24 protein-coding genes are annotated in these 27,000 nt (G+C 42.7%); 15 read left to right on the forward strand and 9 right to left on the reverse strand.

Translation table 11 applies throughout. The annotated features are described in order from the left end of the window. The first annotated feature begins 180 nt into the window (after window positions 1–180). Window positions 181–1,509 carry a D-serine ammonia-lyase gene (gene dsdA, locus VFDL14_RS13520; protein WP_032550781.1) on the forward strand — a complete coding sequence of 443 codons (1,329 nt, stop codon included), beginning with the start codon at window positions 181–183 and terminating at the stop codon, window positions 1,507–1,509. Between the two features lie 128 nt (window positions 1,510–1,637). On the opposite strand, the gene VFDL14_RS13515 is transcribed toward dsdA, so the two are convergent. Then, window positions 1,638–3,206, reverse strand: coding sequence for a sensor domain-containing diguanylate cyclase (locus tag VFDL14_RS13515; RefSeq protein ID WP_032550782.1), 1,569 nt, complete (start codon window positions 3,204–3,206; stop codon window positions 1,638–1,640). Window positions 3,207–3,849: 643 nt separating this feature from the next. On the opposite strand from VFDL14_RS13515, the gene VFDL14_RS13510 reads away from it, so the two are divergent. The 5 genes from VFDL14_RS13510 (at window position 3,850) to VFDL14_RS13495 (ending at window position 9,284) form a co-directional block, all read left to right on the forward strand. Beyond that, window positions 3,850–4,716, forward strand: coding sequence for a LysR family transcriptional regulator (locus tag VFDL14_RS13510; protein ID WP_032550879.1), 867 nt, complete (start codon window positions 3,850–3,852; stop codon window positions 4,714–4,716). Between the two features lie 94 nt (window positions 4,717–4,810). Next, a complete protein-coding gene (dgcN, locus tag VFDL14_RS0123130) occupies window positions 4,811–5,818 on the forward strand; it encodes an N-acetyltransferase DgcN (RefSeq protein WP_032550783.1) in 1,008 nt (335 codons plus the stop codon). A 16-nt stretch (window positions 5,819–5,834) separates the two neighbouring features. Next, window positions 5,835–6,800, forward strand: a complete 966-nt coding sequence (dgcA, locus tag VFDL14_RS13505; protein ID WP_032550881.1) for an N-acetyl-D-Glu racemase DgcA — start codon at window positions 5,835–5,837, stop codon at window positions 6,798–6,800. Between the two features lie 205 nt (window positions 6,801–7,005). Continuing rightward, the gene (locus VFDL14_RS13500) at window positions 7,006–8,205 is read left to right on the forward strand and encodes a ParA family protein (RefSeq protein WP_032550784.1); all 1,200 of its coding nucleotides are present in this window, start codon (window positions 7,006–7,008) and stop codon (window positions 8,203–8,205) included. Continuing rightward, complete coding sequence (locus VFDL14_RS13495) at window positions 8,205–9,284, forward strand: ParB family protein (RefSeq protein ID WP_032550785.1); 1,080 nt, start codon at window positions 8,205–8,207, stop codon at window positions 9,282–9,284. The genes VFDL14_RS13500 and VFDL14_RS13495 overlap by 1 nt, the downstream gene beginning before the upstream one ends. A 100-nt stretch (window positions 9,285–9,384) precedes the next feature. Here the strand turns inward: VFDL14_RS13495 and VFDL14_RS13490 are convergent, their stop codons facing one another. Next, on the reverse strand, window positions 9,385–9,636 hold the full coding sequence (locus VFDL14_RS13490; RefSeq protein WP_032550787.1) for a TIGR03643 family protein: 252 nt from the start codon (window positions 9,634–9,636) through the stop codon (window positions 9,385–9,387). 380 nt (window positions 9,637–10,016) lie between these two features. Between VFDL14_RS13490 and VFDL14_RS13485 the strand changes: the two genes are divergently transcribed. The 6 genes from VFDL14_RS13485 to VFDL14_RS13455 all read left to right on the forward strand — a co-directional run bounded on the left by VFDL14_RS13485 (window position 10,017) and on the right by VFDL14_RS13455 (window position 15,652). Beyond that, on the forward strand, window positions 10,017–10,394 hold the full coding sequence (locus tag VFDL14_RS13485) for a hypothetical protein (protein ID WP_050487392.1): 378 nt from the start codon (window positions 10,017–10,019) through the stop codon (window positions 10,392–10,394). A 630-nt stretch (window positions 10,395–11,024) separates the two neighbouring features. Beyond that, window positions 11,025–11,441: a DUF6678 family protein gene (locus VFDL14_RS13480; RefSeq protein ID WP_032550788.1), complete on the forward strand. Its 417-nt coding sequence runs from the start codon at window positions 11,025–11,027 to the stop codon at window positions 11,439–11,441. A 687-nt stretch (window positions 11,442–12,128) separates the two neighbouring features. After that, the gene (locus VFDL14_RS13470; protein WP_032550791.1) at window positions 12,129–12,584 is read left to right on the forward strand and encodes an NUDIX hydrolase; all 456 of its coding nucleotides are present in this window, start codon (window positions 12,129–12,131) and stop codon (window positions 12,582–12,584) included. 73 nt (window positions 12,585–12,657) lie between these two features. Continuing rightward, a complete protein-coding gene (locus VFDL14_RS13465) occupies window positions 12,658–13,164 on the forward strand; it encodes a GNAT family N-acetyltransferase (protein WP_050487394.1) in 507 nt (168 codons plus the stop codon). Between the two features lie 239 nt (window positions 13,165–13,403). Continuing rightward, window positions 13,404–14,885, forward strand: a complete 1,482-nt coding sequence (locus tag VFDL14_RS13460; protein ID WP_032550793.1) for a cryptochrome/deoxyribodipyrimidine photo-lyase family protein — start codon at window positions 13,404–13,406, stop codon at window positions 14,883–14,885. Between the two features lie 77 nt (window positions 14,886–14,962). Beyond that, window positions 14,963–15,652 carry a flavin reductase family protein gene (locus VFDL14_RS13455; RefSeq protein WP_032550883.1) on the forward strand — a complete coding sequence of 230 codons (690 nt, stop codon included), beginning with the start codon at window positions 14,963–14,965 and terminating at the stop codon, window positions 15,650–15,652. 30 nt (window positions 15,653–15,682) lie between these two features. Here VFDL14_RS13455 and VFDL14_RS13450 read toward each other — a convergent pair whose 3' ends face one another. The 5 genes from VFDL14_RS13450 to VFDL14_RS13430 all read right to left on the reverse strand — a co-directional run bounded on the left by VFDL14_RS13450 (window position 15,683) and on the right by VFDL14_RS13430 (window position 21,383). After that, window positions 15,683–16,687 (reverse strand): metal-dependent hydrolase, encoded by a 1,005-nt coding sequence (locus VFDL14_RS13450; protein WP_032550794.1) that lies wholly within the window; start codon window positions 16,685–16,687, stop codon window positions 15,683–15,685. Window positions 16,688–16,814: 127 nt separating this feature from the next. Further along, window positions 16,815–18,089, reverse strand: coding sequence for a membrane protein (locus VFDL14_RS13445; RefSeq protein WP_032550884.1), 1,275 nt, complete (start codon window positions 18,087–18,089; stop codon window positions 16,815–16,817). 417 nt (window positions 18,090–18,506) lie between these two features. Next, window positions 18,507–18,905 (reverse strand): helix-turn-helix transcriptional regulator, encoded by a 399-nt coding sequence (locus VFDL14_RS13440; protein ID WP_032550795.1) that lies wholly within the window; start codon window positions 18,903–18,905, stop codon window positions 18,507–18,509. 113 nt (window positions 18,906–19,018) lie between these two features. Beyond that, the gene (locus VFDL14_RS13435) at window positions 19,019–19,405 is read right to left on the reverse strand and encodes a VOC family protein (protein ID WP_032550796.1); all 387 of its coding nucleotides are present in this window, start codon (window positions 19,403–19,405) and stop codon (window positions 19,019–19,021) included. A gap of 469 nt (window positions 19,406–19,874) precedes the next feature. Then, entirely contained in the window at window positions 19,875–21,383 is a 1,509-nt protein-coding gene (locus VFDL14_RS13430; protein WP_032550798.1) for an NAD(P)H-hydrate dehydratase, read from the reverse strand. Window positions 21,384–21,876: 493 nt separating this feature from the next. On the opposite strand from VFDL14_RS13430, the gene VFDL14_RS13425 reads away from it, so the two are divergent. Further along, window positions 21,877–22,416: a redoxin family protein gene (locus VFDL14_RS13425; RefSeq protein WP_032550799.1), complete on the forward strand. Its 540-nt coding sequence runs from the start codon at window positions 21,877–21,879 to the stop codon at window positions 22,414–22,416. 75 nt (window positions 22,417–22,491) lie between these two features. Here the strand turns inward: VFDL14_RS13425 and VFDL14_RS13420 are convergent, their stop codons facing one another. Further along, the gene (locus VFDL14_RS13420; protein ID WP_032550800.1) at window positions 22,492–22,857 is read right to left on the reverse strand and encodes a winged helix-turn-helix transcriptional regulator; all 366 of its coding nucleotides are present in this window, start codon (window positions 22,855–22,857) and stop codon (window positions 22,492–22,494) included. 168 nt (window positions 22,858–23,025) lie between these two features. Next, window positions 23,026–23,610 carry an NAD(P)H-dependent oxidoreductase gene (locus tag VFDL14_RS13415; protein WP_032550801.1) on the reverse strand — a complete coding sequence of 195 codons (585 nt, stop codon included), beginning with the start codon at window positions 23,608–23,610 and terminating at the stop codon, window positions 23,026–23,028. Window positions 23,611–24,961: 1,351 nt separating this feature from the next. Between VFDL14_RS13415 and VFDL14_RS13410 the strand changes: the two genes are divergently transcribed. Continuing rightward, window positions 24,962–25,987, forward strand: a complete 1,026-nt coding sequence (locus tag VFDL14_RS13410) for a hypothetical protein (RefSeq protein WP_032550802.1) — start codon at window positions 24,962–24,964, stop codon at window positions 25,985–25,987. Further along, entirely contained in the window at window positions 25,984–26,901 is a 918-nt protein-coding gene (locus tag VFDL14_RS13405) for an AAA family ATPase (RefSeq protein WP_032550803.1), read from the forward strand. Before VFDL14_RS13410 ends, VFDL14_RS13405 begins: the two co-directional genes overlap by 4 nt. The last annotated feature ends 99 nt before the right edge of the window (window positions 26,902–27,000 follow it).

Here is a 27,000-nt window from a genome sequence, read left to right on the forward strand (position 1 = left end):
ACACCTATTCACTCTGAACACTTACAATCTTAGATTTTGAGTGAATCTAGCTCATCCATGTGTGAGTTATCGTCATTTGTCAGCAATCTTGAAAATCTATCTAATGGAGCTAAAGGCTATGGTGAGTGCTAGCTTGACGAGAGACATTCACCTCCACATGTCACAATGAAAGGTATCAAGATGACGATTGCAATTGACCAACTCACACAACAATATCCACTCATTGAAGAGCTAATCTCGCTCAAAGAAACATCTTGGTTCAACCCTGCTATCACCAGCTTTGAGGAAGGGCTGCCTTATGTTGGACTTGATCAGAGCGACATTAAAGACTCCAGTGACAGGTTGAGTCGATTTGCGCCCTACCTCGCCCATGTTTTCCCCGAAACCAAAGAAAGTAACGGGATCATTGAATCCGACGTGGTTACCATCCCGTCGATGAAAGCAATTTTAGATAGTGAGTACGCCACCCATATCACTGGGCGGCTGATGCTAAAGAAAGACTGTCACCTACCTATCTCAGGTTCTATTAAAGCTAGAGGTGGTATCTATGAGGTACTGGTACTCGCAGAGAAATTAGCAATCGACGCTGGAATGCTCAATGAAAGTGATGACTACACCCTATTATCAACCGAACAGTTCAAAGCGTTTTTTAGCCAATTCAGCATCGCCGTTGGATCGACCGGGAATCTTGGGTTGTCTATCGGGATCATGAGCGCAAAATTAGGTTTCTCGGTCTCGGTCCACATGTCAGCAGATGCCAAGAAGTGGAAAAAGGACAAACTGCGTTCTCATGGAGTAACGGTCGTCGAATATGAACAAGACTATGGTGTGGCGGTAGCTCAAGGGCGAAAAGAAGCGGAGAAAGATCCTAACTGTTTTTTCATTGATGACGAGAATTCGCAGTCACTATTTCTTGGATATTCCGTGGCTGGAGAGCGCTTAAAGCAGCAGTTTTCTGAGAAGAATATTGTGGTCGATGCTGAGCATCCACTGTTTGTTTACCTTCCTTGTGGTGTTGGCGGAGGCCCGGGCGGTGTCGCATTTGGACTAAAAGCCGCATTTGGTGACCACGTCCACTGCATTTTTGCTGAACCGACCCATTCACCATGTATGTTGCTTGGCGTACACACCGGGCTTCACGATGAAATCAGTGTCCAAGATATTGGTATCGATAATATCACCGCAGCAGACGGCCTTGCTGTTGGTCGCGCTTCTGGGTTTGTTGGCAGAGCAATGGAGAGACTGTTAGACGGATATATCACCATCTCTGATGAGCGTATGTATCGCCTACTCCGTCAACTCAGCGAGTCGGAAGGCATTCAACTTGAGCCTTCAGCGCTAGCCGGCATGCTTGGTCCGGTGATCTTAACCAAGAGTAATGAATACCGAGCTCGAATGGGCTTCGACGATATCAAAATGGCTAACGCAACTCACCTTGTTTGGGCCACAGGAGGTGGCATGGTTCCACAATCAGAAATGCAATTCTATCTGGAACAATCAAGCAACTAACACTTGCTTATTCTGTCGGTTGGCCACCCGCATCCTACGTTTTAGGAATGCCCAAAATCAAAAAAAGGGGCGCGGTTATAACCGCGCCCCACATCATTCAACTATCAAGTATTGGACAAGACAATGGTTTAAGAGAACAACTCCGTACGATTTCGACCATTTCTTTTCGCAGCATACAAAGCGTTGTCCGCCAACTCTAACGTGAGGGATATTGGCGTTGCATCACCATACCATTGCGCCACGCCAATCGAGATCGTCGTCCCCTCTTCGAGCGATGTAATATCTGACTCAATTGACAGTCGGATGCGCTCAGCGATCTCGTAAGCCACATCCATGTTCGACCCATCGAGGAAGATAATGAACTCCTCTCCCCCAGATCGACAGACAACATCGGCATCTCTTACCTGAGCCTTCATCAACTTTGCAGTCTGCTTAAGCAACTGATCGCCAAACTGGTGACCATATTTATCGTTTACAGCTTTGAAGTGATCAATATCCAACGCCAATACCGATATTGGTTTTTCACTCTGTTGGAAATTCTCTATTGCTCGCTTCAATCCTCGGCGATTCAACAGACCTGTCATTGGATCAGTCAGGTTTTCGGAATGCAATTTCTCTATCTGATTCGATACCAAATTGAAGGTATTCTCGCAGCTCACTTTCAGTTGTGACGCTTCAAAATACCAAGGGTTAACATTACTGAGCTCAGTCGATAACGAATGCGTGGTATCAAATTTATTTACGGTATTGGCGAGCTGCCACAACGGCCTTGAGATGCAAATCGCAGAAATCCAAATGAAGATCAAAGTGCCAATTCCAACTGGGATCGACTCAAACATCACATACTGCATTTGAGTCTCTAGCTCCATAATGGCTCGGTCTTTTGGAGTTTGAGCGATGATCCCCCAGCCAGTGCTTTTCACCATGGCAAAGCCCGACAACATGGCAACACCTTGCGTATTTACAATCCCCTTGGATCCATCGCCAACATTCAGTACAGCTTCTACCGCATCATTACCCAGTACCACTTCGCCAATACGATTCTTCTCTGGGTGATAAATCAGAGAGCGGTTTCGATCCACCACATACAGATACGAACCATCCTTATAGTTGTGACGACTCAATAAGTTACTCAAAAGACTGGAGTCTTCTAAATAAATACTGCCACCCACATATCCAAGATACCTGCCTTGAGGCGAGAATATCGGATACGTCATGCTTATAAGGTAATTCCCAGCAGGCGAAACAAATGGATCGGAGATCAACGGAGCCTTTGCTCGTATGGACTGTCTAGAACGCTCCGATGTCAGTTTCACCCCTTGAATGTTGACACTCGTAGGCATAATTGAAGCAATCACACCGTCATGATCTACCACATACACAGAGTTAAATGAGTCTGTCTGTTGTTTGAGCCTCGTCGTCTCTTGAGCAACAAAGTTCGCGTCATTGACACGAGAAGAGAGTAGTCGTGCGCTGTACTTTAGTTGAGTCATAACTTGCTCAACGTATACATCGGTCATTGCTGCCATTTTGTCAGCATAGACTCGATTAGCCTCTAGGCTTTTATTGATTATTAATTCATGTTGAGCGCGGTAGCTTGAATGAAATACGTTCATCAACGTAATAGCGACACTCAAGATACACAAAGATAAGACAAGTAGTCGTAAGTTAATTCGATGACCAATCACTGACGTCATGCCTGACTTCCATTGAAAAAAAATACCCCCCTATTCCTTGGATGATATTCATCACCAAATAGGAGAGCATTAGTAGAATTTAAATTTATAAAATAATATTACCAACAGTGATGAATTAAGTAAAAACAAAAGTAATCAGAATGAGATTTCAATCTTGTTGGGTATTAAAATAACAATATATGTTGAACTCGCAACCAAAACAACAGCTTAAATGTCAAACAAAAACCACTATGAAACCATGGAATTTGCACCATAGTCTCAAAAGTGAACCAAACTTAGTGATTGACTTTACTTGATATTTTCAAAGCAGTTGTACCGCGTGGCAATACAACTAAAAGGTTAGGGTTATATTAAAATTAAGAGTTATTCTTATTTGTAATATATAGTAAACGACTACTTAATTACCCTAACCAACTGTAATCTAAATCTCAAAAAGAGTAGTGCATCAGCATAATTATTCATATTTAATAAACCAACTCAATGAGTCTAAATAAAGAACAACCATCTTGTAGCACGCAATTCCCACCAAAATCAACCATCCAAAATAATATTTAGTTACAATTTTACACTATAACTTTGCCCTTTAATTAGCTTGGCTTTTCATTTACTGTAATGACACTTGAAATTGACAGCGGTTGACGACGTGAATCTAAGACAACTTGAAATCTTTTATGCTGTGATGAAGTCTGGCACCGTCTCTGGCGCAGCTAAACAACTTCATGTGTCGCAACCAAACGTCACTCGTGTTCTTTCTCATACTGAACAGCAATTGGGGTTTGCACTGTTTGAGCGCGTCAAAGGCAGGCTGGTCCCAACCAAAGAAGCACATCTCCTCCTTCCCGAAGCAGAAAAAATCTATCAACAGTTAGGTCAATTTCGTAATCTGACGAATAGAATCAAAGCTGGGGAAAAACACCTGACTATTGGCGCGCCTCCGATACTCTCTGCCGCCATGTTGTCGCCGCTCATCGCTCAATTGTGTAAAAGTGGGGATTACAACATAGAGATCTCGACAGGGAATCAAGATGAACTATGCGACGCCCTATTAAAGAACCAGATCGACCTTGCGATCTGTTTTGGTCAAGATGCTCCGCCCTCTCTCGTTCAAAAAACGTTATTAACATCTGAAATGTGTGTGATCACGCCTCCTCAAGATTCAAGTGACGAGGTTATCTGCCTAAAACAGCTACTCAGTTCTGACAAAACATTGATTGGTCTCGACAGCCGAGATCCGTTGGGTGCACAGCTTCATCAAGCCATCCATGCACTAGAACCCGAATACCACCCTTCAATATCGGTACGAAACTATAGCTCCGCAGCTGAGTTAGTCGTCCACGAAGTGGGTTGCGCGATTGTCGACCCTTGGACAGCTCACCAATACAAAGATCGAGTGCACAGAGCAAGATTAACGCCGACCATTGATATTACGGTATCGCTACTTTATGCCGAACATAATCCATTAAGCATTTCTGCAAGAAACTTCGTCCAACAATTGGAAGCCAGCCTATAACCTGTTGTTATAGGCAACCAACAAATAAGCATTCGAACCCTTCTCTGTGAACCTCTACTCTGTTTTTAATTCAACAGGATACCAAGGATGCTTTATGTCTATCGCTCAACCCTACCTACTCTTCTTAGGCGACGTTACTGACCCAATCTCAGCCAAAACAGCGCGTGGTATTGCGCTATGGCGACCTGAATTGTGTATTGGGGAGCTAAGACTAACAACAGATACTGTCTCTTTAGGACTGGAAGACCTCACGCTAGAACAAGCGATAGAAAAAGGCGCGAGAACACTGGTCATCGGAACTGCCAATGCCGGAGGTGTCATCCCTGAAACTTGGAAACCGACGCTAATCAAAGCAGCACAACTTGGGTTTAGCATTGCATCAGGCATGCATTCCCGACTCACTGAGATCCCGGAGCTTGCAGAGCTTCAAGCCAAAGGAAAGACGCAACTTCACGATGTACGTCACTATGATGCGCCTCTTGCTGTCGGTACGGGCAAAGCTCGCCAAGGCAAACGCCTTCTCACCGTCGGAACAGATTGTTCAGTCGGAAAAATGTTTACCGCTCTGGCTTTAGAGAAAGCGTTAAAGGATCTAAAAGTTGATGCGCAATTTAAAGCGACAGGCCAAACCGGGATTCTCGTTGCAGGCGATGGGATCTCTATCGACGCTGTAGTTGCCGATTTCATTTCTGGCGCCGTAGAGGCGATCAGTCCAAGTTTTAACAATCATCAATGGGATATTATCGAGGGTCAGGGCTCTCTATTTAACCCTTCCTTTGCAGGAGTAAGCTTAGGCTTGCTTCATGGTGCCCAAGCGGATGCGCTTGTACTATGTCATGAAATCGGTAGACCTCACATTCGCCACCTTCCTCATTGCCAACTCCCTTCCATCTCTGCCACGATAGAAGCGAACTTAGCGGCGGCTAAATTAACAAACCCAAATGCTGCATTAGCGGGTATTAGTCTGAATACTTCTGCTTTGAATAAAGAAGAAGCCAAAGCGCTTTGTGCAGATTGGCAAGAGACTTACAACGTACCTGTAACCGACCCTGTACGTTTCGGCATCCAGTCCATTGCCAGCTATCTCAATGCCAACTTTTAACTTGCGAGAACAGACCATGTTATTAGAAGCGACTCCGTACAGCATCGAATTAGCGACCCCTTTTGTCATATCAAGAGGTGCACGAACTCATTGCCACACGGTAAGAGTAACCGTCTCTCATGACCACCAGCAAGGGATTGGAGAGTGTACACCTTACCCAAGATACGGTGAGAGTGTTGAATCAGTAATAGCACAAATAGAGAGCTGGACTTCAGACTTAGTCAGCCTTTCACCACAAGAAGCAAAACAGCACTTACAATCAATGCCAGCAGGCGCAGCTCGTAATGCCGTAGATTGCGCGCTTTGGGATTTGATTAGCAAACTAGAAGGGACATCCTTTCCATCACCTACTTTTACTATTAGCCCAGCAATAGAGACTGCCATGACCGTCTCCATTGGTGAGGCAGAAGCCATGGCAACGCAAACCAAGCAATACGTAGACCAAGGTGCAACACTGTTAAAAGTGAAGTTGGATGGCGAAGCGGTCGTCGAGTGTGTTGCTGCTGTTAGATCGGCTGCACCGCATTGCAAAATCATACTCGATGCAAATGAAGCTTGGGGTTCTCTCGATTTAGAACAGTTATTCGAACAACTTGCCCCTTTCAATATCACCATGATTGAGCAGCCTTTACCGTCAGGAGAAGACCAGCTCCTAGCGAGTATTGCGCACCCTATTCCACTCTGTGCAGACGAAAGCTGCCACACAAGAGCACAACTCGCTGACCTGAAGGGGCTTTATGAGATGGTCAATATCAAACTCGATAAGACAGGCGGGTTAACAGAAGCATTACTCTTAGAAAAGCAAGCCAGAAACGAAGGCTTCGCCATTATGGCTGGCTGCATGCTGGGCACTTCGATCGCTATGAAAGCCGCATTACCCATTGCCACCAACGCAGAGGTGGTTGATTTGGATGGCCCAGTGTTGCTTGGCGATGATGTTGAAGACGGACTTAAGTACCACTCAGGAAAATTGTACTTTTAGTTAAACACTATAGAACGTTATCCCGAGTAGTACTCTTAACCTACCTCCCGATTAACCTTCAAACAGGTTGACTTGTTCATTATTTGCGCGAGATCGGTCACATCTCGCGCAATCGACCATCCATAAAAAACAATTCCATCATTTTTTACTACCCACCTTTAAAATTGAGGTATATACTCTTTCTTATCCCTAGATGGAGGCAGAAATGGATACCCAAAACACCACGACTACGTTTCAACAGCTAAAAACCGGTGCAGACGCATACATTCAGCGTCGTAATCAACGCTTGTTAGCCAACCACCGTAAAGAACTGCGTAACTTTACACGAGCAGAAGCATCAACCTACTTAGGTATTGATGCGAAAACACTGGATCGTTACGTGACTTCTGCTGACATCGATCCACGCCGTCATGAAGACTCACAGTGGTCTATCGACATCTCAGAAATGTACAAAGTGCGTGACCTACTGCCGGAAAATCTACGCAAAGATGCGAAGTTTATCCGCAGTGATAAGCAAAAAGCGCAGGTTATGGTTATCCAAAACCAAAAAGGTGGTGTTGGTAAAACCGTATCAGCAGCGACCATCGCTTCTGGTTTAGCGACTGAATTCCACCAAGAGTATCGCGTTGGCCTTATTGATATGGACGGCCAAGCAACCCTCTCTATGTACTACGCTCCAGAAGCGGAACAAGAAGGTTACCTTTCTGTTGGCGATCTTATGATGCGCACTTTTGATTTAGATGAAGGTGAAACATTTGAACAAGCCGTTTCAGAAGCATTCTTAGAAACCACCATCCCTAACTTGCGTATTCTGCCTGCAGCGCAAAGCGATCGTGCTATGGAAGGTTGGTTCCACGAACGAGTATTTAGCCAAACTCTGGCATCACCATACTCGCTGCTGCATGACATTATTGAAAGTGTTCAAGATGAGTTCGATATCATCATCATCGATACGCCACCATCACTTGGCTATGCGACATTTAACGCATACTACGCAGCGACCAGTGTAGTGTTCCCGCTATCGATTACTGAAAACGATATAGATGCGACTTGTTCATACTTTAGCTACATCCCACAAGTTTGGGCACTGCTAGAAAATGCTAACCACCAAGGTTATGACTTCATGAAGATTTTGCTTACAAATCATCGTGATAGTTCAACAACTACAGACTTGATGAACAACCTATACGACCAATTCTCGCCATACCTTTACTCGAAAGAGTTCAAGCACAGCGAAGCGGTTCGTCAAGCATCTTCTCTTCTTTCGACAGTCTTTGATATGTCGAAGAGTGAGTACCCAAAAAGTAAAGCGACCTTCCAAAGCGCGCAACAAAACAGCTACGAAGTCACCAGCCAGATCCTTCGCGATATTCTGAACGTGTGGCGTGAACAGGAGAATAGTTAATGGCTAAGAAACGTGGCGGTAGCCCTCTAGGAAATACACCTGGCTCCATTGCAGCGCAGCAGTCAGCAGCGAAAGCAACAGTGGAAACACTGACTAGCCAATTGACTAAAGAGCTAGAAAAGTCGGGCCAAAAAGCGTCGGACTACCTCAAAGAGAAATTTGGTATTGGCTCTGTTGGCCAACAGATGGTTTGGAAACTGGCTTCAGGCAATACAGCAACGTTCAATGAAGTGACACTGTCATTTGATCAAGTAAAAGCAGATACTTACGTGACTTTCGACGTAAATGGTCGCGACCAAAGCTTGCTTACTAAAGAATCGCTGGAAGACCTTAACTCTCTTGAGTTCCAGCAGTTCTACCCAGCCGTTGGCCGTGAAGTCGATGGTCAGATTGATGTACTTGATGGATCTCGTCGTCGTGCTTGGTTCTTACTTCAAGAAGGACGCGTAAAAGAGTTCAGAATTCTTGTCACTCAAGATGAGATTTCGACTTCTGATGCGAAGGCGCTAGCGAAACAGTTACAAACGGCAAAAGAACACAACCAACGCGAAATTGGTCTTCAATGCCAAACGATCATGAACAGCGGTAATTACACTCAAGAAGACGTTGCTGCGATGATTGGTATCAGCCGCCCAGCGGTGAGCAAAGCACTGAAAGCAGCAAGCATAGATCAGCGTATTATCGCCCTATTCCCAGTAGTAAATGCATTATCACACACAGATTATGCTCTTCTTGGAAAAGTGATGAAGACATACCAAGAAGACAGTAAAGGCTTAACCGCGTTTATCCAAAAATTGGGTAAAAAAGCTGTCAATGTTCAGGTTGAACATTGTAGTGACGAGAACAAAGAAGCCCTACTCTCTTTGATCAAATCAGAGCTAAAAATTGCGGAATCTAAAAAGGTAACCGACAAAGCTGAAGTCACTCAACTCGCTGAATTTGCTAGTAAAGGTATGTTTGCACGTAAGAAAGTCAAAGGTCGTAACTTCTCTTACGAGTTTGGCCGTTTATCGAAAGAACTGCAGTCAGAACTTGATGAAGCGATTCAAGCTGTACTGGATAAAGCAACCCAAGACTAGCTAACGCAATAGCTTAAATAAGCCCGTTTATCTAGTTCAAAAAAAGGCTGAAACTTATAGTTCCAATATAAGTTTCAGCCTTTTCATTTTAGCCTTTCGCCTAGCGGTGCTTATATTGCGTTGGGCAATAACCTCGCGTGACTTCAGAGCTGCGAAACTTGGTATGTTTGGTTTTTCGCCCTGAAACCCTCGCTCGCCAAAGCTTAAAACTTCCGGGTTTCAGTTGTTTTCTCATAAATCGAATCACTTCTGGTTCGCTCAACCCAAACTGTAGCTCTATGGCTTCGAACGGAGTCCGATCTTCCCAAGCCATCTCTATGACCCGAGACTCACTCTCTTCGCTCAATATCATTCGTCAATTCCACACTAAAAAAGAAGAATTTTACGTTCAGAGCTGGTGTTGGGTTCATCTACGAATCAAAGTTTTTGTTTAGAGCGTGGCGTGTTCAGGCGAATCAATAACTCATCCAGAACGAAAGATGATATCCGCCTAGCGAAACCTCCCTCCAAAGACGACTCCCTTTTCTCGAGATACGATACAAAATAATTCAATATTTGAGACTCAGCCACACTACATAGAACGTAACCCACTGTTTATTCGATATAATTTACATTAGGATAATGCATATGAAGAACTAGGTAGAAATATTCGGCTTAATAGAGCTGTTAGGTTTAATCATAAAGTCAAGGTGATAGAGGTAATCTTAATGCCTGATTGCCGCAAGGTGAAATATGGATATCGTTAGCATTTCTGGTATTGAAGAGAGAGTCAAAGGACAAACTCCCGATGTTTTATCATTGAATTATGATTTGTCGGTATTGCGCATTAAATTGATTTTTCCGTCAGACCAAATTGTTGACGTTGCTTGTGAAAATGTTGAGGGCTTTCGAGTTCTTGATGAAGGGCAACTACTAGAGTTTTGGGGAGGCGCTGCGACTCGGTATTGGCTATTTGAAGTTAAAGCTAATGGCTGGTTAGCTTCAGAGAACATGTGTGAAACTGCACCGCTAATAGTAGAGGGCGGTGAGCTCAAAGAATTTATGGTAGCGGGGGCTAATGAGTGCGTAAGTATTTTAGCTTACACGCAACCATATGTGCAGTACGAATAATTTTCACCTAACGAGAAAGGCGCTTGGACGAGGTGTTTGTACAATCTAAAGTCAAACGGGAACTATGTCATAGATTTCTCATATGGAAAGCCTAACTGGTCTTGATATACGTATAACGGGCTCAGTGAGCATGAAAAACTAGTGATTACCGCATTTGTTGAAGTAGGGGGAACAGCCCTTGCATTTTCGCAAGTAAACCGGCTTGGTCTATCTAGTTCTGCCATCGAGTCTTTGGTTCAAAAAGAACTACTTTAGAACTCAGTTATGTCTGATGGTATAACTGAAAGTTTCGTATTAGATATGGCTTTGTATATCAAAGCATTAAGTGCAATAAATGAGTCCGCTCACTAGCAGGGCGTATGGTCAAGTTAAAGGACGAGTATTTCCCAAGATGAGAACGAACTTAGAATTAGAAGCGAAAAAGCTTAAAAGCCTACTCGACAACAAAAAAAGTATCTGAGATTTATCGCCATCGAGAAAGTGAACTGTGCATAGAATTCTCTGATGGTTCCAGACTTTTCGTTAATTGCAATGATAATAAAAGCCTCGAACTGTCAATAACTGGTTGTCGCGAGCATTAAGAACTGCTGAAAAAATATAACAATACGCTATACACTTGGAGATTTTGACATGCCAGCAAGAATGGATGAATACCTAGATAAGGTTATTAAAAATCGATTTTCAATATCACTAATGTCAAATGCCAAATGGCGTAAAGTGTTTACGGTATTGGATGTGCCAGAGCTGATGTTGAACCAGTGTTACTGGAAGTTTGTTGATAACGATTGTGAATTTCTAGGTTGGTTTACTAAATCAGATGAGTTAATGGAAAAGTATGTAGGTGACTATGGATCAGGGCCTTTTGCCTACAAGCGAATTGAGTGGTTAGAAATCCCCAAAGTAGGTAAGCCTAGTAAGTATGAAAATGTGCCCTTTAAGCACTGGCATCAAGATATAGATGAAGCATTGAATATCTTAAACTCGGTTGGGCACTTCGATACTAAGCTCACAGATAGAGGGTTACGTATCTACGGTTTCAGAGAATAAACATATAACACACTGTGAAGAGGTATTCCCAACGCGTGGCATTTTCACCATGCGTTAGTTTTAGTGGTTAAGTAGGTATGCAGCAGCTTCTGTATTGCGTTGCTCACTAATTATTTGGTCGTTATATTTTTGAGGTCATATGAGCTGGAATCTTGTCACTAGCACTACAAGTGCATATGTCATTGCGTTCATTATTTTGCAGCCAATTTATCATCATAAAAAAGCGCTTAAAGTAGTTTCAGGTTTACTATTTCTCTACCTTGGTTTAAGCGTGTACAACTTCAATTATGGCTATTCCATTGGTGACATTACATCTTTCGCTATGTTTTCAGCTATGCTATTAAGCTTCTTAGCACAGTTACGCTATAGCTACCAAGTCAAAGAGCAGTATGGCTTTTATCCACGATTGTACTTGAGAGGCTTTCCCATAAAGGGAATCTTTATAAAGCACCCAGATATCGAAAGAGCTCATTCAGAACCAGATACGATAATGACAATTCTCGCTTTTCTAGGGTTCGTTTTAGGTTTTTCTGCCGTACTATTCATGGAAATAGCATCGAATTCGTGAAAACATACAAAGCGTTTAGCATTCTCAGTTTAATTCAGCTTTAGTAACCTCGGCACAATAGATTAATTGATGGCGTTGATCACTACATCAACGCAATGTCATACACAAAGGAAAAGCCAGTGACTAAAAGGATTCAAAATAGAGAAGTTAAAGTGTGTCCAGTAGTACTGCGCAAATCAGGCTCGAATTTGGAGTTGCTAGTATTCGAACATCCTTTGGCCGATGTGCAATTAATAAAAGGTACGTTAGAGCTGACAGACAGTTCAACGGAGAGCGCGGCGCTTAGAGAGCTTACAGAGGAGTCAGGTATATCCAAAGTTTCCAGTACTAAATACCTCAGAAGTTGGGAAAGTGGTTTCCAAAATCAACTTTGGCATTTTGTCCTGTGCGAAGTTTCGGAAAGTTTGCCAAACAACTGGGCCTTCTATACACAAGATGATGGCGGCCATGAGTTCAATTTTTTCTGGCACAAGCTCGGAGGTTGTTTGGAATTTGATTGTCACAAGGTGTTTTGTAAAGCCATTAAACAAATCGAAACTATGTTTATACAACAAGCATATCAAGGTGATGCATAACACTTGGCACTCTCATTTAAACACGATTTCCAAAGTCCACCACTAACTTTTATCACAACCAGAGGTGTCTTCATTGAAGTTAGTATGTAAAACAGAAAGATTGGTTATTCGCCAGCTTACGCTCAAAGACGCGGATTTTGTCATCCGTTTATACAATGATGAGTCTTTTATCCACAATATTGCCGACAAAAACATCCGTACCTCAGAAGATGCGGAAAACTACCTTACCAATGGTCCATTGGCTAGTTACGAAACATACGGTTTTGGCCTGAACCTAGTCTCGTTACGCAAAACGGGTACACCGATAGGAATCTGTGGCGTATTAAAACGCCCCGAGTTGGACAGTCCAGATCTTGGTTATGCATTGCTACCGGAATATTGTAATCAACGGTATGCGACGGAGGCTTCTATTGGAGTACTTCAACATGCTGTTAAAGCTCTATCTTTAGATACTGTGCTAGCTGTTACCTTCCCCAGTAACAAAGGTTCAAACCGAGTACTAACAAAAGTAGGTTTTGAACTAAAGGGCACCATCGAATTGTATGGTTTAGAGAACAACTTATATGAATACCGAGCGTGAGATGGCCTTGTGACTTAACTCGACGCACACTTCAAATTAATTCAATCGCACTCAGTTAATGCCAATATTGAGAGCTCCTCTACCCCCTAGGTTACATTTTCCCTTCAAGATCGCCAGCATCATTAAGACAATCTCATCATCCACACTTAACCTCTAACGCCTACTTTAATCGTTAGTTTTGAAGAAAATTGAGACATTTTGTTTATTGCTACGTAGTGGTTCAAAAAACGAGAAACCACATGCAAACAGTCAACATCGTATGGTTCAAACGCGACCTTCGGATCACCGACCATGCCCCTTTATTCGATGCACTATCGTCCGAGCGACCGACAATTTTGCTCTACATATTTGAGCCATCATTGCTCAACAACCTTCACTACTCAGAGCGGCATTGGCGATTTGTGTGGCAGTCTATTGAGTGCATGAACGAAACGCTAGCTCATCACGGACATCAAGTCTCTGTAATGCAGGGAGAGGCGTTAGAGTGCTTCCAAGAGATACAATCTAAGTACCAGATAGATACCGTCTATTCCTATCAAGAGATCGGCTTGAATTGTACTTTCGAGCGCGACCGCTTGCTCAAGGGATGGTTTGATGCCCAAGGTATCGCTTGGCAAGAGTCTCAGCAGGGGGCCGTCTTGCGCGGATTAGCAAACAGAGAGAACTGGGATAAGAACTGGTCTTTGGTCATGCGTTCTCAAATTTTAAAGCCTCAAATGTGTAGTGAACACTTACATACTTTAGACTCTAAACAAGTTGACCATGCGTTCATCCCTCCCAAATCATGGACAAGTTTAAGTAGTGGTATGCAAACAGGCGGAAGTAAGCTTGCATGGCTAACCCTTCACGACTTCTTTAACCGCAGAGGTAAAGACTACTATCGCAGCCTTTCTAGCCCAATCACATCGAGAAATGCCTGCACACGCTTATCTCCTTATCTTGCATGGGGCAACATCTCACTGCGCGAAGTCTACCAAGAACTATTGCAACATTGGAACGTGCCGGGCTTTCGTCGTAGCTTAATCGCCCTATCATCTCGGCTCCACTGGCATTGTCATTTCATCCAAAAATTCGAATCAGAGTGTGAGATGGAGTTTCGTTGCACCAATACGGCCTATGAAGCGTTGCTCTCACAATCTTGCAATACAAATCCAAATCATCTTTTGGCTTGGAAGACCGGTAATACTGGATTTCCTTTGGTTGATGCCTGCATGCGCTGCTTACATCACACCGGATACATCAATTTCCGAATGAGGGCTATGCTGGTTAGTTTCCTTACCCACCACATGAACATGGATTGGCGCGAAGGCGTGACTCACCTAGCTCAGTTGTTTCTCGACTTTGAGCCTGGTATTCATTATTCCCAGTTCCAGATGCAAGCTGGCGTGACCGGCATTAATACCATCCGCATATACAACCCTATCAAGCAGGCACAAGAACATGATTCAGAGGGGGAGTTTGTTAAAAAGTGGGTGCCTGAATTAGAGCAAGTTCCTACGCCATTGATATTTGAACCGTGGAAGATGACATCAATGGAAGCCGCGATGTATCAGGTGGAACAAGATTCGCCATACCTGGACCCAATTTTCGACCTGAACGAGAGAGCTCGCGAAGCGAGAGAACGACTGTGGTCGTGGAAAAAACGCATTGATGTCAAAAATGAAGGAGCGCGAATTTTAGCTAGGCATGTACGTCAAACCAATAAACGCGCAACCAGTTGATCGCAAAACAAACCTTTGACGTAAATATCTTCCTAAACAAAGCCTTCGCCAATCACATTGAGACTATGGGTAGACACATGAGAGAGTTAACTTTTTCGCACGATGATATTCAAACCATGGAAAAGCGCTTCCGTACTCGATTGGTCAACTCGATATCGGGATTTAAAAGCGCGAATCTTATAGGGACAAGAGATGAACAAGGACAAGAGAACCTTGCAATCGTTAGTTCTGTCGTCCATTTGGGCTCACACCCTCCCCTGTTGGGCTTTATTGTTCGCCCGTGTAAAACGCCAAGACACACGCTTCAAAACATCATTGAGACCAAGTCGTTCACAGTGAACAGCGTCAACGACAAGATTTTCCAAAAAGCACATCAAACATCGGCTCGATACTCAAAATCAATTTCAGAGTTTAATGAGGTAGGACTCACACCTTATTACGACGGTAACTGCCCTGCCCCGTTTGTTCTAGAGAGCAGTTTGAAAATCGCCCTAACTCTGAAGGAGCGTATCGACATCAAAAGCAATGACACGGTTATGCTCATTGGTGAGGTCAATACCATTCACGTGCCAAGAATGGCGATCATGCATGATGGCTTTCTAGACCTAGATGCGTTAGGTACAGTCACTATTTCAGGGCTAGATAGTTACCACAGAACCAAACGTATCAACCGCTTAAGCTACGCTAAGCCAGACAAAAGTGTGTTTCCACTAACCACAGATGGTGAGCCATCGTCATGGGCAGCTGTTAACCCTGTACCGGAATAGCCGTCATTGAGCCTGGCTCATATCGACTCTTTAATCTCGCCCTAAGAGCATTCTGGTAAAGGCCTCTCTCGACGCAGGCGTGCTCTCTCTGTCGATTATGTATTTGACATGGTCATTGTTCTTGGCGGATGGAGATAGCTCAATACTCCAAAGCGCGTTGATTTGATTCGGTACCATTGAATATCGCACATCGATAATACGCTGTTGGTTGTAGGGATCTAATGCGAGGTAGCCATTAGAAAAGCGAGAAAACCGCCCAACATCTATCATTTGCTGACTATCTTGCGTCACCCACGACAAGTCAGTAGTCACATTCAGCTTCGCAATAGAATTTCCCGGATATGCTTTAATATCAGCCCCAACCCTAACAGCATCAACAAAATAAAGACCATTGAACTCGTACACGACTTTCCAAACAAGGAGGTTGGCTAAAGTTGGTTTTACTTCCACGACTACAGGAGCATGTTGACGCCCGTTAGCTAGCTCCACCCCAGCCGCTTCCGCTCTATCTTTCTGTATTCCACCGATAATCAAATAGACAAATGTCCAGCTCATCGCCACCAGAGCAAGCTTAGAACTGTACTTCAAGAAAGCGAAAGCAATCAGTACCAATAATGGCAATGTAAAAGCCGGGTCGATAACGGAGATGATGTTAAAGGCTACTCGTTCATCGGATACCGGCCACAGCAACTGTGTTCCGTAACTGGTGCAAGCGTCTAACATGCCGTGGGTGCCGTAACCCAGCGCACAATAGAACCATGTCCGCTGGAAAGAGAGATCGCACCGCTTTGAAAAAATGAAATAGAAGACTAACGCACAAAGCAAACTACCAAAGGGGATGAACAACAAAGAGTGAGTAAACTGTCGGTGATACTCAAGAAACAATAATGGATCTTGGCTAGAACGGATGAGTACATCCAAGTCAGGCGCCATACCAGAAAGCCCACCCAAAACCGCGGCAGCCCTCGAGTGCTTCCTCTTACTTACTGACAGTGTCGACGCTGCGCCCAGCATCCCTTGCGTCAATGGGTCCATTTATAACTCTTTGATAGCATTAATCTAAATGACTCATACTATTTAGAGTAGACGTATTTATTGGCCTATGCGAAGGCAAGCCAACATTTTACGTACAACACAGAAGTTGAGATCTACTCTTACCTACTTACACGGTTTGAGATTGGGCAAGGAGCGCAGACTCTCGAATCTGCTTCTCTTTGAAACTCGATAATATAAACATCATCAGGTAACCAGAGCACAATGCGATAATGATCGCCACGACATTGTCAGTAAAAGCCGATATCACGTAGAACATAACAACCAGCGTCGCGATACCTGTTAAGCGAATAAATAGGCTTGTTTTAAAGTGTCCGTTTGCTTTGATGTAAGCCAGTTGGTAGGCGTTTAGCATCATAAAAATGAAGAAGATAGAGAAGTGGAACAACACAGGTGTTGCGCCCACATACTCAGCAGGAAAAAGCGCTTCAACAAGGTTCGAACCAAACAACAGCATCGTCAAGAAAAACGCGCCGCTGACAATAAATGACAACTTAAACACCCATCGACGGATAAGCTGAATCTCAGAGAACTCACCATTTCGAACCTTCACAGACAGTTCAGGCAGAACAAAGCGGTAAATTGGGAATACAAATAACATTGTCATGTATGTGAAGACCGGACGCACCACAACCTGAAAATCACCCAATTCATCAACGCTGAAGTAGCGAATAGTCAGCAACACAGCAATGTAAATCATAAGAATGCTTGCTCCTGCTTCGAGTGTCGCAGTAAAGCTCTTTTTCACATAGCCGTACATGTCTGAATTAAGCTGTACAGGCTTGATTGGCAGAGTCGATATCTCTTTTCTTCGGCTGATATACATATAGAGCGCTGTTATCAACGAAGATATGGTCAAACCATAGAACAGCGCCGTTAACGCACTGAATCCAGCAATATAGTAAGCGAATAGAAACAGAGCCACGTTCAACGCAGGGTCAAGCCAAGTGGTACGGTTAGTAATATCGTACAAACGATACATGGCAACTAAATTGGTAAAGTAGAGCTTCAGCCCCAAACCAAAAATAATGCCCACCAACTGTAAGTATTCGACTCCGATATCGAGGCTGTGCTTGATGTAAGGAATCACCCCACCCCACGTCATTAGGACGACGAAAATAAGGGTAAAGCGGAAAATATTGATAATATCGATATCATTCTTGGTTTGAGAATAGGTCACGACCATGGACGAGCGGAAGCCCGTCATCAGTATCATGGACAGAGAAATGATATCAACAACAGTATGAAAGAGCGCCAAATCGGCTTTTGCTACCCAGCCCGCAAGCCATATCTTAAAGGTAAAACCTATCGCAATGCTGATTAATGTTGCCCATATACCGGAAAGAAACGCCTTCTTTACCTTGGTGACTGATTGTGAATGCATTTCGAATACTACTGTCATAGGTGAGATTTCCACATAGTATTGAAAGCTATTCTCATTTACAACAAAACTCTGTTTCACCACCCGTAACATTGGCTATGCAAGAAGCCAGATCAAAAGCATGTGCACTTTCTTAAGAAATTGAAGGAACAATCCGTTTCTAGACAGCGCACACAGCTACATCTCTCGGCACAAACTCATAACGATTGCTTAGGCACTAAGCTGAATTTATGTCACCTATAGGTTGGACGTGACACTGTCCCTTTAGCATCAAATAATCAAATAGACACTACTCACCCAAAAGTTAAATAAGGAATACAACTTTGGAATGCGCTTCAAACTTGTCAATGTTCAGCCTGAACATTCCTTTCTAATGGCGTTTTGATTAGCAGAAATGCAGCGCCGCTGTACGTGACCGTGCTACAGATTTAGGTGGTACTCACGAAACTCTCTTGGTGAATATCCGGTACTTTTTTTGAAGGTGTTCGAAAAGGTAGACAGACTCTCATAGCCGACATCAGCGCAGGTATCAGTGATCGAGTATCCCTGCTTTAGAAGTTCTTTGGCTTTTGCGATTCGCATATCCCGCAGGTAGTTTCTTGGCGTCAGACCATACAGTTGTTTAAAAATACGAACATAATGGAATCTAGACATAAAAGCAGCCTGAGCTAAATCATCCAGCTCGAGTTTTTGAGCATAGTGCTTTTCCATGAACGCTTTAGATTGCCTGATCAGAACATAGTGTCGTTGAGGCGTTGCTATGTCACTGTATAAGCGATCTATCTCTTGTTCATAGAATGTCTTAGGGATTGATGCCATCGTGACCAAAACCGTCAATTAGGGATAACAGGAAGTCTAGCATGAGATGAAGATAGAAACGTAAGGAGCGCCACACTTTATGACGCGCCTTCTAGACATAAGTTAGCGATAGACTAAAGCATCTGCATCAGCTGAATGTAGTTCCCGCAAGTGTCATCAAGCACCGCAATCATGACATTGCCCGCCTCTCTCGGCTCGATTGAAAACTCAACGCCGAGAGCAATCAGCCTTTCATACTCTTGTTGTACATCGTCCACAGAAAATGATGTCCATGGTATACCCGCCTCTTTTAGTGCCTGTTGGTAGTGGCGAGCAGGTTCAAATGCCATTGGCTCTAACAGCAACTCGACACCTGCTTGCTCTTGTGGGGATACCACGGTTAACCACTTGTATTCGCCAAGTGGTACTTCTGTCTTCTTAATAAAACCAAGTACATCAGTATAGAACGCGAGAGCCTTATCTTGATCTTCAACAGGTACGCTAGTCACAGTTATTTTCATTGTTGCTTTCCTCAATCATCCGAATAACAACATCTTAGAATACGAGCCTTAGAATTACTTATTCTAGATTGCGTTATTTAAAGCGCTATAGTGCTACAAATCTTACAGTATGAACTCTATCTCGGAATATAAAGTGACAATGTCACCAAAGTGAACGTTTACGCTTTCTAATAAACAAGGTCCTATGACTAGTCACTCACCACGATCAAGCTAGAACGATATTATAGATGGCTTCTGAGGTTTTACCTTTTTAAGCCTATATCAAAAGCGACATTCTTCACTTGGGAGTTTAGCTCCCCTAGCCCCACCTCAGATATACAGAAATCAAACTCTTGATTCGATGTAAGTGTAGAGGCATCAGCAGTACGTAACGCTAACTTAGGCACGACGTTCTACAGTGAATTGCGGTTTTATGTTGTCAATGTTCAGGCTGAACATTGACAAAAAGAGACACAATCGCAGTCTAAGATTAGTCATCTAGACGATTAATGATATGACGAATAGAGCCCAATACGTCGGATGCCATCATACCGACTTGTCCATACGTATTGGCATTGTGATCCGCAGCCATACTGTGAATGACACTACCTAGTATTGCTGCATCAATAGGTTGATACCCTTGTGCTAAGAGTGACGAGATGAGGCCAGCAAGTACATCCCCCATCCCACCAGTCGCCATCCCAGCATTACCTGCGTGGCATACTACCGTTTTGTGGCCATCACTAATTAAGGTTCCCGCCCCTTTAAGTACAGTGACACATCGATATTTTTGACATAGTTTTTTAATAGAGAGATAGCGATCGGCTTCAACTTCTTTGACACTGCAATTGAGCAACATTGCCGCTTCACCAGGATGAGGCGTAATAACTGTATTCTCTATCGGACGGGCATCTAGGTCATCTTGCGCTAACCAATATAAGCCATCCGCATCTATCACTTTAGGCACATCATAAGCTCGACTCATAACCGCTTCATATGCATTTTTACCCCAATCGAGTCTGCTTAAACCGACACCCACACAGATACTCGTGCACCATTCAAGTCGTTCTGATAGTTGCTCGACATCTGACACCATAGCTTCAGGTAACAAAGAACGCATAGGGAGGCAGCTAGATTTATGGACAATAGAGGCCAGCAGCCCCGTCCCGGAACGCAATGAAGCTGCAGCGGCGAGATACGCTGCACCACTCATGCCGTCACCGCCGCCCACAACCAATAAACGCCCGTGGTTACCTTTATGTGAGTCTTGAGCTCTCACTTTCAATCTATCTAGCCATCTCGAACTCGTGAGCAAAGCATCTGGTTCATTATGATCAGCAAAAGCTCTATCTATGCTTAACCCTGCAAACAACAACTCCCCAACATGACTTCGAGCTTGAGCAGTAACCAAGCCTCTTTTGAGGGCAATAAAGGTGACAGTCGCCGTTGCCTCAACCGCCGTTCCAAGCTGTCTACCGGTGTCGCTATCTAGCCCCGATGGAACATCGATTGAGATAATAGGGCACTTAGACTTGTTTAATGTGGTAATGACAGACTCGGCAGACTCCCTGAGTTTGCCAGTAATCCCTGTCCCCAAAATCCCATCGACAATGAGATCGATACAATCGTCTACTTCAGCGCTTGGTTCCTGCACTTTGCCGCCAGCAGATAGAAAGAGTTGCTCTGCAGACTTCGCATCTCCACTTATCTTTTGAGATGAACCGACTTGCCATAAGGTCACCTTGTATCCCGACATCAATGCTAGTCTTGCAATAACATAGCCATCACCGCCATTGTTACCAGTTCCAGTAGCCACTAAGACATGGCGACAATGCTCATACCTTTGCTGAATGAAAGAAAATACTGACTCTCCAGCTCGCTCCATCAATTCGTGCATTGGAATATCGAGAAGTTCTGCGACTCGTTTTTCTCCCTGCCTTACCGTATCAGACAAGTACAGCTCTTTAGGTAATTCTGGTATTGCCAAGCTTGTAAACATGAGAGGCCTCAAAGACTAATGTTTGGTTCTACTTATTGAAAAGCATATAACATTGTTTATTGGTTTGATGTGTCCCGGCGAGCAACATCTGGTACAAAAACTATTTATACAAAGAAACAACAATAAACGTGTCAGTGTTCAGGCTGAACATTGACAACATCTCAAGCCGAAAATCTTTCATCCAGTCGCGATAGGTAGTGGTAGTAATACTAAACAACCTCCGCTTACTCTTTATATTGATATAGGGCTAAATGTTGACAACGAATCCCTGTTCTTTAAGTCTTCAAAGGCAGTAAGCAATAGAGTAGGGAAGGCTAACAAGGTTTGAGGACAAGTAACATTACCTTATGTTCAGGCTGAACATTGACAAAAAAACTCCTCATAGGGGAGGTAGATGGGGTAGGTTACTAAATGGTAACTGCTTGTCACTAAAGGAGATCACTTCTATATTTGAAATGGTTTAAGAATCCAATTTCAATAAAAAGGGAACCAGATGGGACACTCAAGCAAACTCAAGGCCGGGGATTCATTTCCTACAATTAATGCAACCTTACTCGACGGAACAAATGTCACCTTAGGTGAGCCAAAGTCAGGGATGACATGGCAAGCTGTATTCGTTTATAGGGGCAAGCACTGTCCATTATGTACAAAATACCTCAATGAGATTGAAAGCTATAAACAAGCCTTCAATGATGCTGGTGTCGATATTCTTGCAGTCTCAGCAGACGCAAAACATCAGGCAGAAGAACAATTAGAGAAACTCGACATCTCTTTCCCAATTGCGTACGGACTCACCGAAGAACAAATGAAAGCACTCGGCGTCTACATTTCTCTCCCACGTTCAGAACAAGAAACCGATCATAACTTTGCAGAACCAGGATTGTTCGTCGTTAATGAAAAAGGGGAGTTACACGTCGTTGATATCTCAAATAACCCTTTCGTACGTCCAGAACTGGGGGCGTTAACGCGCGGATTAGCTTGGATACGAGATCCCAATAACCATTACCCAATTCGCGGCACACTAGATTATTAACCTAGAGTTGAAGTAAAAAAGCCAGCTAAGTGAGTAAATTAAGCTGGCTTTTATTTATCTAAAGTAAAATACAAATTACTTAATTTGTATGTTGTGGTCTTCCGACCATACACGTAACTCTTCAAGGATACCCAACGCTGTTGAGCCAAACTCGGTCAGTTCATAGCTCACCGCAATAGGGCGGTCACTGATTACTTTACGAATAATCATGCCCTCAGATTCAAGCTCTTTCAATCGTTGGTCAATCATCTTCTTGCTCGCGCCACCCAGCATTCTCGCTAAATCATTGAAACGGACAGGACCATCTTTTAAGTGATAGATAATGGAGCCTTTCCACTTACCACCAATTAAACGCATGCCTTTTTCTATAGCACACGGTTCCGTGCAGACATTAGCAACCGTTTTACGACCTTTAGTATCTATAGTGATGGAGCTTTGCATAATGAATACCCCGATAAACTTCTACATTAATTACAAACTGTGCTTAGTATACAGCAAGTCCATACTGCACGCTTTTTCAATATTACCTATTAGTTATGAAAGCAACCAATCGAAGGCCTTTTCACGCTAATAGTAAAAATCTTAAACCTACGCGTAACCAATACAGACTTAAAAGTGCGCCATAATATGAGTTTCAAAGCGTTCGAAGTCACGTTCAATATCCGCATTTTTCATTACATCGAAACAAGAAAAAGTTGGAAGAGAAGTCATGCCAAAGAAACGAAAGTTTGCATGCATGTGGAACATAAGATCATCAACACCTTTACCTTGGAATAAATATTCGTTGTCATCATCAAACGATTCTTCAGGAGCATTGAATGTCAGTGATAGCATGTACTTTATTCCAGTTTGAGTACCACCTGTACCATAATTTTTCTTAGGATCGCTTTCACTACGACCATCGAATGCACAAAGAGAGCCCCCCATACCTGCAGTAAATACATCATCCATATACTTTTTAAATGACCATGGTACAGACATCCAATTGACAGGAGATTGGATAATCACTCTGTCGGCCCATGCAAAATGTCCAAGCTGTTCCTCAACATCAATCTCATCTTGCATAGAAACCGTGCGAACCTCATAGCCTTTACTCTGTAAAAGTGTTTGAGCTTTATCAACTAGACTCGCATTCAAACGACCTGGAGAATAAGGAGAAACTTCGTGTGCGTTAATAATCAGTACATTAGTCATTTTCATTACCTTTAACTATCGTAAATAAAATAGGAGAGGGGAGTTCCCATCCGATAGTGGTTTATTATGGTAACCTGAAAACAACTTTCAATTAGTATACTTTTAGTAACCTAGTTAAATATCTAACAAATCATTGATAAATCAGGAAAAAATTATTTTTCTGATCATTAGTCATTCAATCAAATATGGTTACATTGCTCGAAACAGTGTCAATGTTCACTTTGAACACTGAATTTAATAACAATGAGGATACTACGAATAATACGAGATAGTTAAAATGTTACGTCGTAACGCACTGGTGAGGTTTGATGATAAAAATAAACTACTTACTGAAAAAACGATCTCAATTTATATGATCACTAATAGGAAAGAACAAAACTAATCGTTCCTTAGGTGGATTATTAATGAAAGCAATTAACTAAAACTCTTTAGAAACATCTATATTATGATCTTTATACTGAACACAATATCATCAATAATCGGTCAATGTTCAGCCTGAACATTGACAAAAAATTAACATACCAAAGTACTTACTACTTGAGTTACTTATGATCAATTGGTAACAGTGTAACGAATATGATTTTGATCTTAACTTTACGATCGAAACATCATGAAGGTTCTACAATACCTTCTTCTAATCATATCAACTTCGTTAAATGTTTATATCTAAGAGGCAAGGGATAATGACATTTAACGATCTTAAATTTTTAACTCCATTTAGTTTATTGAAACAAAAATTCAACCAATCGCTTAAAGCTTAAATAACAAGCAAAAAGAGCGTTAAACAACTGAAGTTTGTCGATAAACTCAACAGCTCATTGCAAAACTCTCTTGAGTTTTGTGATGAGATTTTGAGTCACCGACAGAACCTAAGTGAAGTTGGTAATTTTTTAAAACTAGATCCTAAAGGTTCTAGTTTCTTAGTATAACGCTTTAAGTAACGACATTTACCGATTAAACGTAGATATTAACCGATTAGATATAAATATTTACCGATTATCTAATGACATTAGACGATTTCGTATATAAACATTTGCCGATCTAGATTGTTTTAATATCAACATTAACCGATCACCTATGGAGTAAGATCTTAATTTGTTGAAGCTCAATGATCTTCAGGCGATCCAAGCACACAAAGTAACCACAATACGTCTCATAAGGGAAGAGATCGGTAAATGAAGATCAACCTATAAGAACTAAACATTTACCGAATCAACTAAACATCTACCGATGTTTATAGGGGGTTATTGTGATCTACTATCAATATTTACCGATCTAGTATAGATATTTACCGAAGTTAATGAGTTAATCGAAGATCTCTGTTAGACTGATAAAATCGTATCCATAGGTAATGATCATGACTTCATCATCCAGCTTAACCGTTATTAATGAAGAAGATCGAAAGAATCGATTCATCTCATCCATTTTGTTTTCTAGAGCAACGATTTTTCATCCCGCATCTCGGTTAACGTCAACTATGCAGTCCAAGTTGGTTGAGATTGCGCAAAATGGTGGTACGGATCTTAACTATCCATTAGAAAGTGTGAACATCAATAGCTACGGTAAAAATTTTAGAGTTGATCTTCATGTTGACTATTTGCTGCAACCTCACCGCGATATCTTAGAAACAATGTTGGCTTACGCACAAACGATCCAACTGGATGACTCTTCTTATGAAGCTGGTGCACGACTGACTTGGTCACAGGTATATCAAACAATTACCGATGGCGATGTTTCGGATACACAAGAGGATGGCTTTGATTCATTTATTGATCGAGATGCAACCGTTCTATCGATGAGTATGTATGAATTGGCTACGCGAATGGGCATGGCAACGACACGAGCTAACTACGATCAAATTGAGCGCAGAATCACTCAATTGGCAACTGCACATCTAGTGATCAACGAACTCGATGATGATCAAAATGTCGTCGGTAAAAAACCACTAGAGTTTGTACAAGATTACCGATTCTATTGTGATCGTAGTAAATTCAAAACTGGTCGTAAGACAACCAAGAACTTAACCAATCATGTATTTTTGGTTCCTGATATGCGTCTGCTGCAGGCCATTCGTGATCACGGTTACTATTACCGACTCGAACAACACAAAATGACGAACTACAGCAAGCCGTCAGTACGCTCATTTTTGAAATACATAACCACACATAAAGCTGAGTTTCTGCATAACAAGAAGTTTGAGTGGGCGCTTGATAGCTATATTCAGTCTATCGCTTCGAAAGTCAGCCACAGCTTCCGTAGTGATCTTAGAAAAGATCTTTTAGCAAATGCAGTACAAATTGAAAAAGACTTCAGTCTACAATTCCGAGATGTCGGAAATGGTATTCAAATTTTCTATATCGGAGAAAGTGAATCATGATAACTCAGTCTCTTGATACGCTGATGTCGTCACGTGCAAGTCAAGAAATGAGCTTTAGCTTAAAAGGTTTACTTAAAGGTCATGTTGGGATGTTGATAGCAGCTCCTAATGTCGGTAAGTCTCACTTAGCACTGTGTATCGCTATGGAACATGCTTCTTCGATGACGCTATTGGGTATGAGTGCAGCTGATAGGCCCGCCAAAACACTGGTCTTGAGCTCGGAGGATGGGGCGGGTGTTATTCAAACCAGAATGAAAGATAAGCTAGCTAGTTGTACTCCTACAATTCGCTCTGAACTGAAGAACAACTTGCACTTCATGACCGATATTGAGCCTATCGTCATACCACCTGATTGCTCACACCAAGAACAATTAGAGCATCAACAATACTTGGCTCAACTTAAAGAAACATTCGCTCAATTTGACCTAGTGATCATCGATACCGTAACTGAAGCAATCGGGCGATGTGAGGAAGTGAAGCACGACAGATTGATTAAGAATGTGTTTCAGGCGCTAGCCAATGACTCAGGTGCAAGCCTATTACTAGTTCACCACGTGAACAAAGATGAAATTCGTGGCAATCAAGAGATAACCATGGCGTCTGGAGCAGGGCTTACATCGGTAATGCGTTTGACCAAGTGTTTATTTACTTTGAAACGCAGCAAAGACTTAATGTCGATTAAGTACCTGAAAAGTAATTATCTACCAGAAAACGAGAATCAAGAGTTTGCGGTTGAGGTTCGCCAAAGCCTAACTATAAACCCTGAGTTGTATAATCCAAAAGCGCGCGCGAGCAGCAAAGGTGTTAGGACGACGACTCGAATTAAAGCCGCGCCAAAATCTATTACACTGTCCGGGACCATCCCCGAGCAGGAAGAGATCGAAGAGCGCAAGAACTTGCGTGATGTTCTCTAGTCATTCTCTAGTGTTAAGACCTTTCTATGAGCAGCTCAAATAAGAGCTGCTTTTTTGTATGGGCACGTTTGACCTGTCTACAGGTTTCAGGTTTAGACT

The organism is Vibrio fortis, assembly GCF_000695685.1.
GTDB lineage: Bacteria > Pseudomonadota > Gammaproteobacteria > Enterobacterales > Vibrionaceae > Vibrio > Vibrio fortis_A.

Bases quoted from the DNA above. Each gene is read 5' to 3' on its own strand.
- VFDL14_RS13410 (WP_032550802.1), top strand. From the start codon at position 24,962: ATGATCATGACTTCATCATCCAGCTTAACCGTTATTAATGAAGAAGAT.
- VFDL14_RS13480 (WP_032550788.1), top strand. From the start codon at position 11,025: ATGCCAGCAAGAATGGATGAATACCTAGATAAGGTTATTAAAAATCGA.
- VFDL14_RS13425 (WP_032550799.1), top strand. From the start codon at position 21,877: ATGGGACACTCAAGCAAACTCAAGGCCGGGGATTCATTTCCTACAATT.
- VFDL14_RS13485 (WP_050487392.1), top strand. From the start codon at position 10,017: ATGGATATCGTTAGCATTTCTGGTATTGAAGAGAGAGTCAAAGGACAA.
- VFDL14_RS13490 (WP_032550787.1), bottom strand. From the start codon at position 9,636: ATGATATTGAGCGAAGAGAGTGAGTCTCGGGTCATAGAGATGGCTTGG.
- dsdA (WP_032550781.1), top strand. From the start codon at position 181: ATGACGATTGCAATTGACCAACTCACACAACAATATCCACTCATTGAA.
- dgcA (WP_032550881.1), top strand. From the start codon at position 5,835: ATGTTATTAGAAGCGACTCCGTACAGCATCGAATTAGCGACCCCTTTT.
- VFDL14_RS13445 (WP_032550884.1), bottom strand. From the start codon at position 18,089: ATGCATTCACAATCAGTCACCAAGGTAAAGAAGGCGTTTCTTTCCGGT.
- VFDL14_RS13420 (WP_032550800.1), bottom strand. From the start codon at position 22,857: ATGCAAAGCTCCATCACTATAGATACTAAAGGTCGTAAAACGGTTGCT.
- dgcN (WP_032550783.1), top strand. From the start codon at position 4,811: ATGTCTATCGCTCAACCCTACCTACTCTTCTTAGGCGACGTTACTGAC.
- VFDL14_RS13435 (WP_032550796.1), bottom strand. From the start codon at position 19,405: ATGAAAATAACTGTGACTAGCGTACCTGTTGAAGATCAAGATAAGGCT.
- VFDL14_RS13515 (WP_032550782.1), bottom strand. From the start codon at position 3,206: ATGACGTCAGTGATTGGTCATCGAATTAACTTACGACTACTTGTCTTA.
- VFDL14_RS13415 (WP_032550801.1), bottom strand. From the start codon at position 23,610: ATGACTAATGTACTGATTATTAACGCACACGAAGTTTCTCCTTATTCT.
- VFDL14_RS13460 (WP_032550793.1), top strand. From the start codon at position 13,404: ATGCAAACAGTCAACATCGTATGGTTCAAACGCGACCTTCGGATCACC.
- VFDL14_RS13405 (WP_032550803.1), top strand. From the start codon at position 25,984: ATGATAACTCAGTCTCTTGATACGCTGATGTCGTCACGTGCAAGTCAA.
- VFDL14_RS13500 (WP_032550784.1), top strand. From the start codon at position 7,006: ATGGATACCCAAAACACCACGACTACGTTTCAACAGCTAAAAACCGGT.
- VFDL14_RS13455 (WP_032550883.1), top strand. From the start codon at position 14,963: ATGAGAGAGTTAACTTTTTCGCACGATGATATTCAAACCATGGAAAAG.
- VFDL14_RS13450 (WP_032550794.1), bottom strand. From the start codon at position 16,687: ATGGACCCATTGACGCAAGGGATGCTGGGCGCAGCGTCGACACTGTCA.
- VFDL14_RS13440 (WP_032550795.1), bottom strand. From the start codon at position 18,905: ATGGCATCAATCCCTAAGACATTCTATGAACAAGAGATAGATCGCTTA.
- VFDL14_RS13430 (WP_032550798.1), bottom strand. From the start codon at position 21,383: ATGTTTACAAGCTTGGCAATACCAGAATTACCTAAAGAGCTGTACTTG.
- VFDL14_RS13495 (WP_032550785.1), top strand. From the start codon at position 8,205: ATGGCTAAGAAACGTGGCGGTAGCCCTCTAGGAAATACACCTGGCTCC.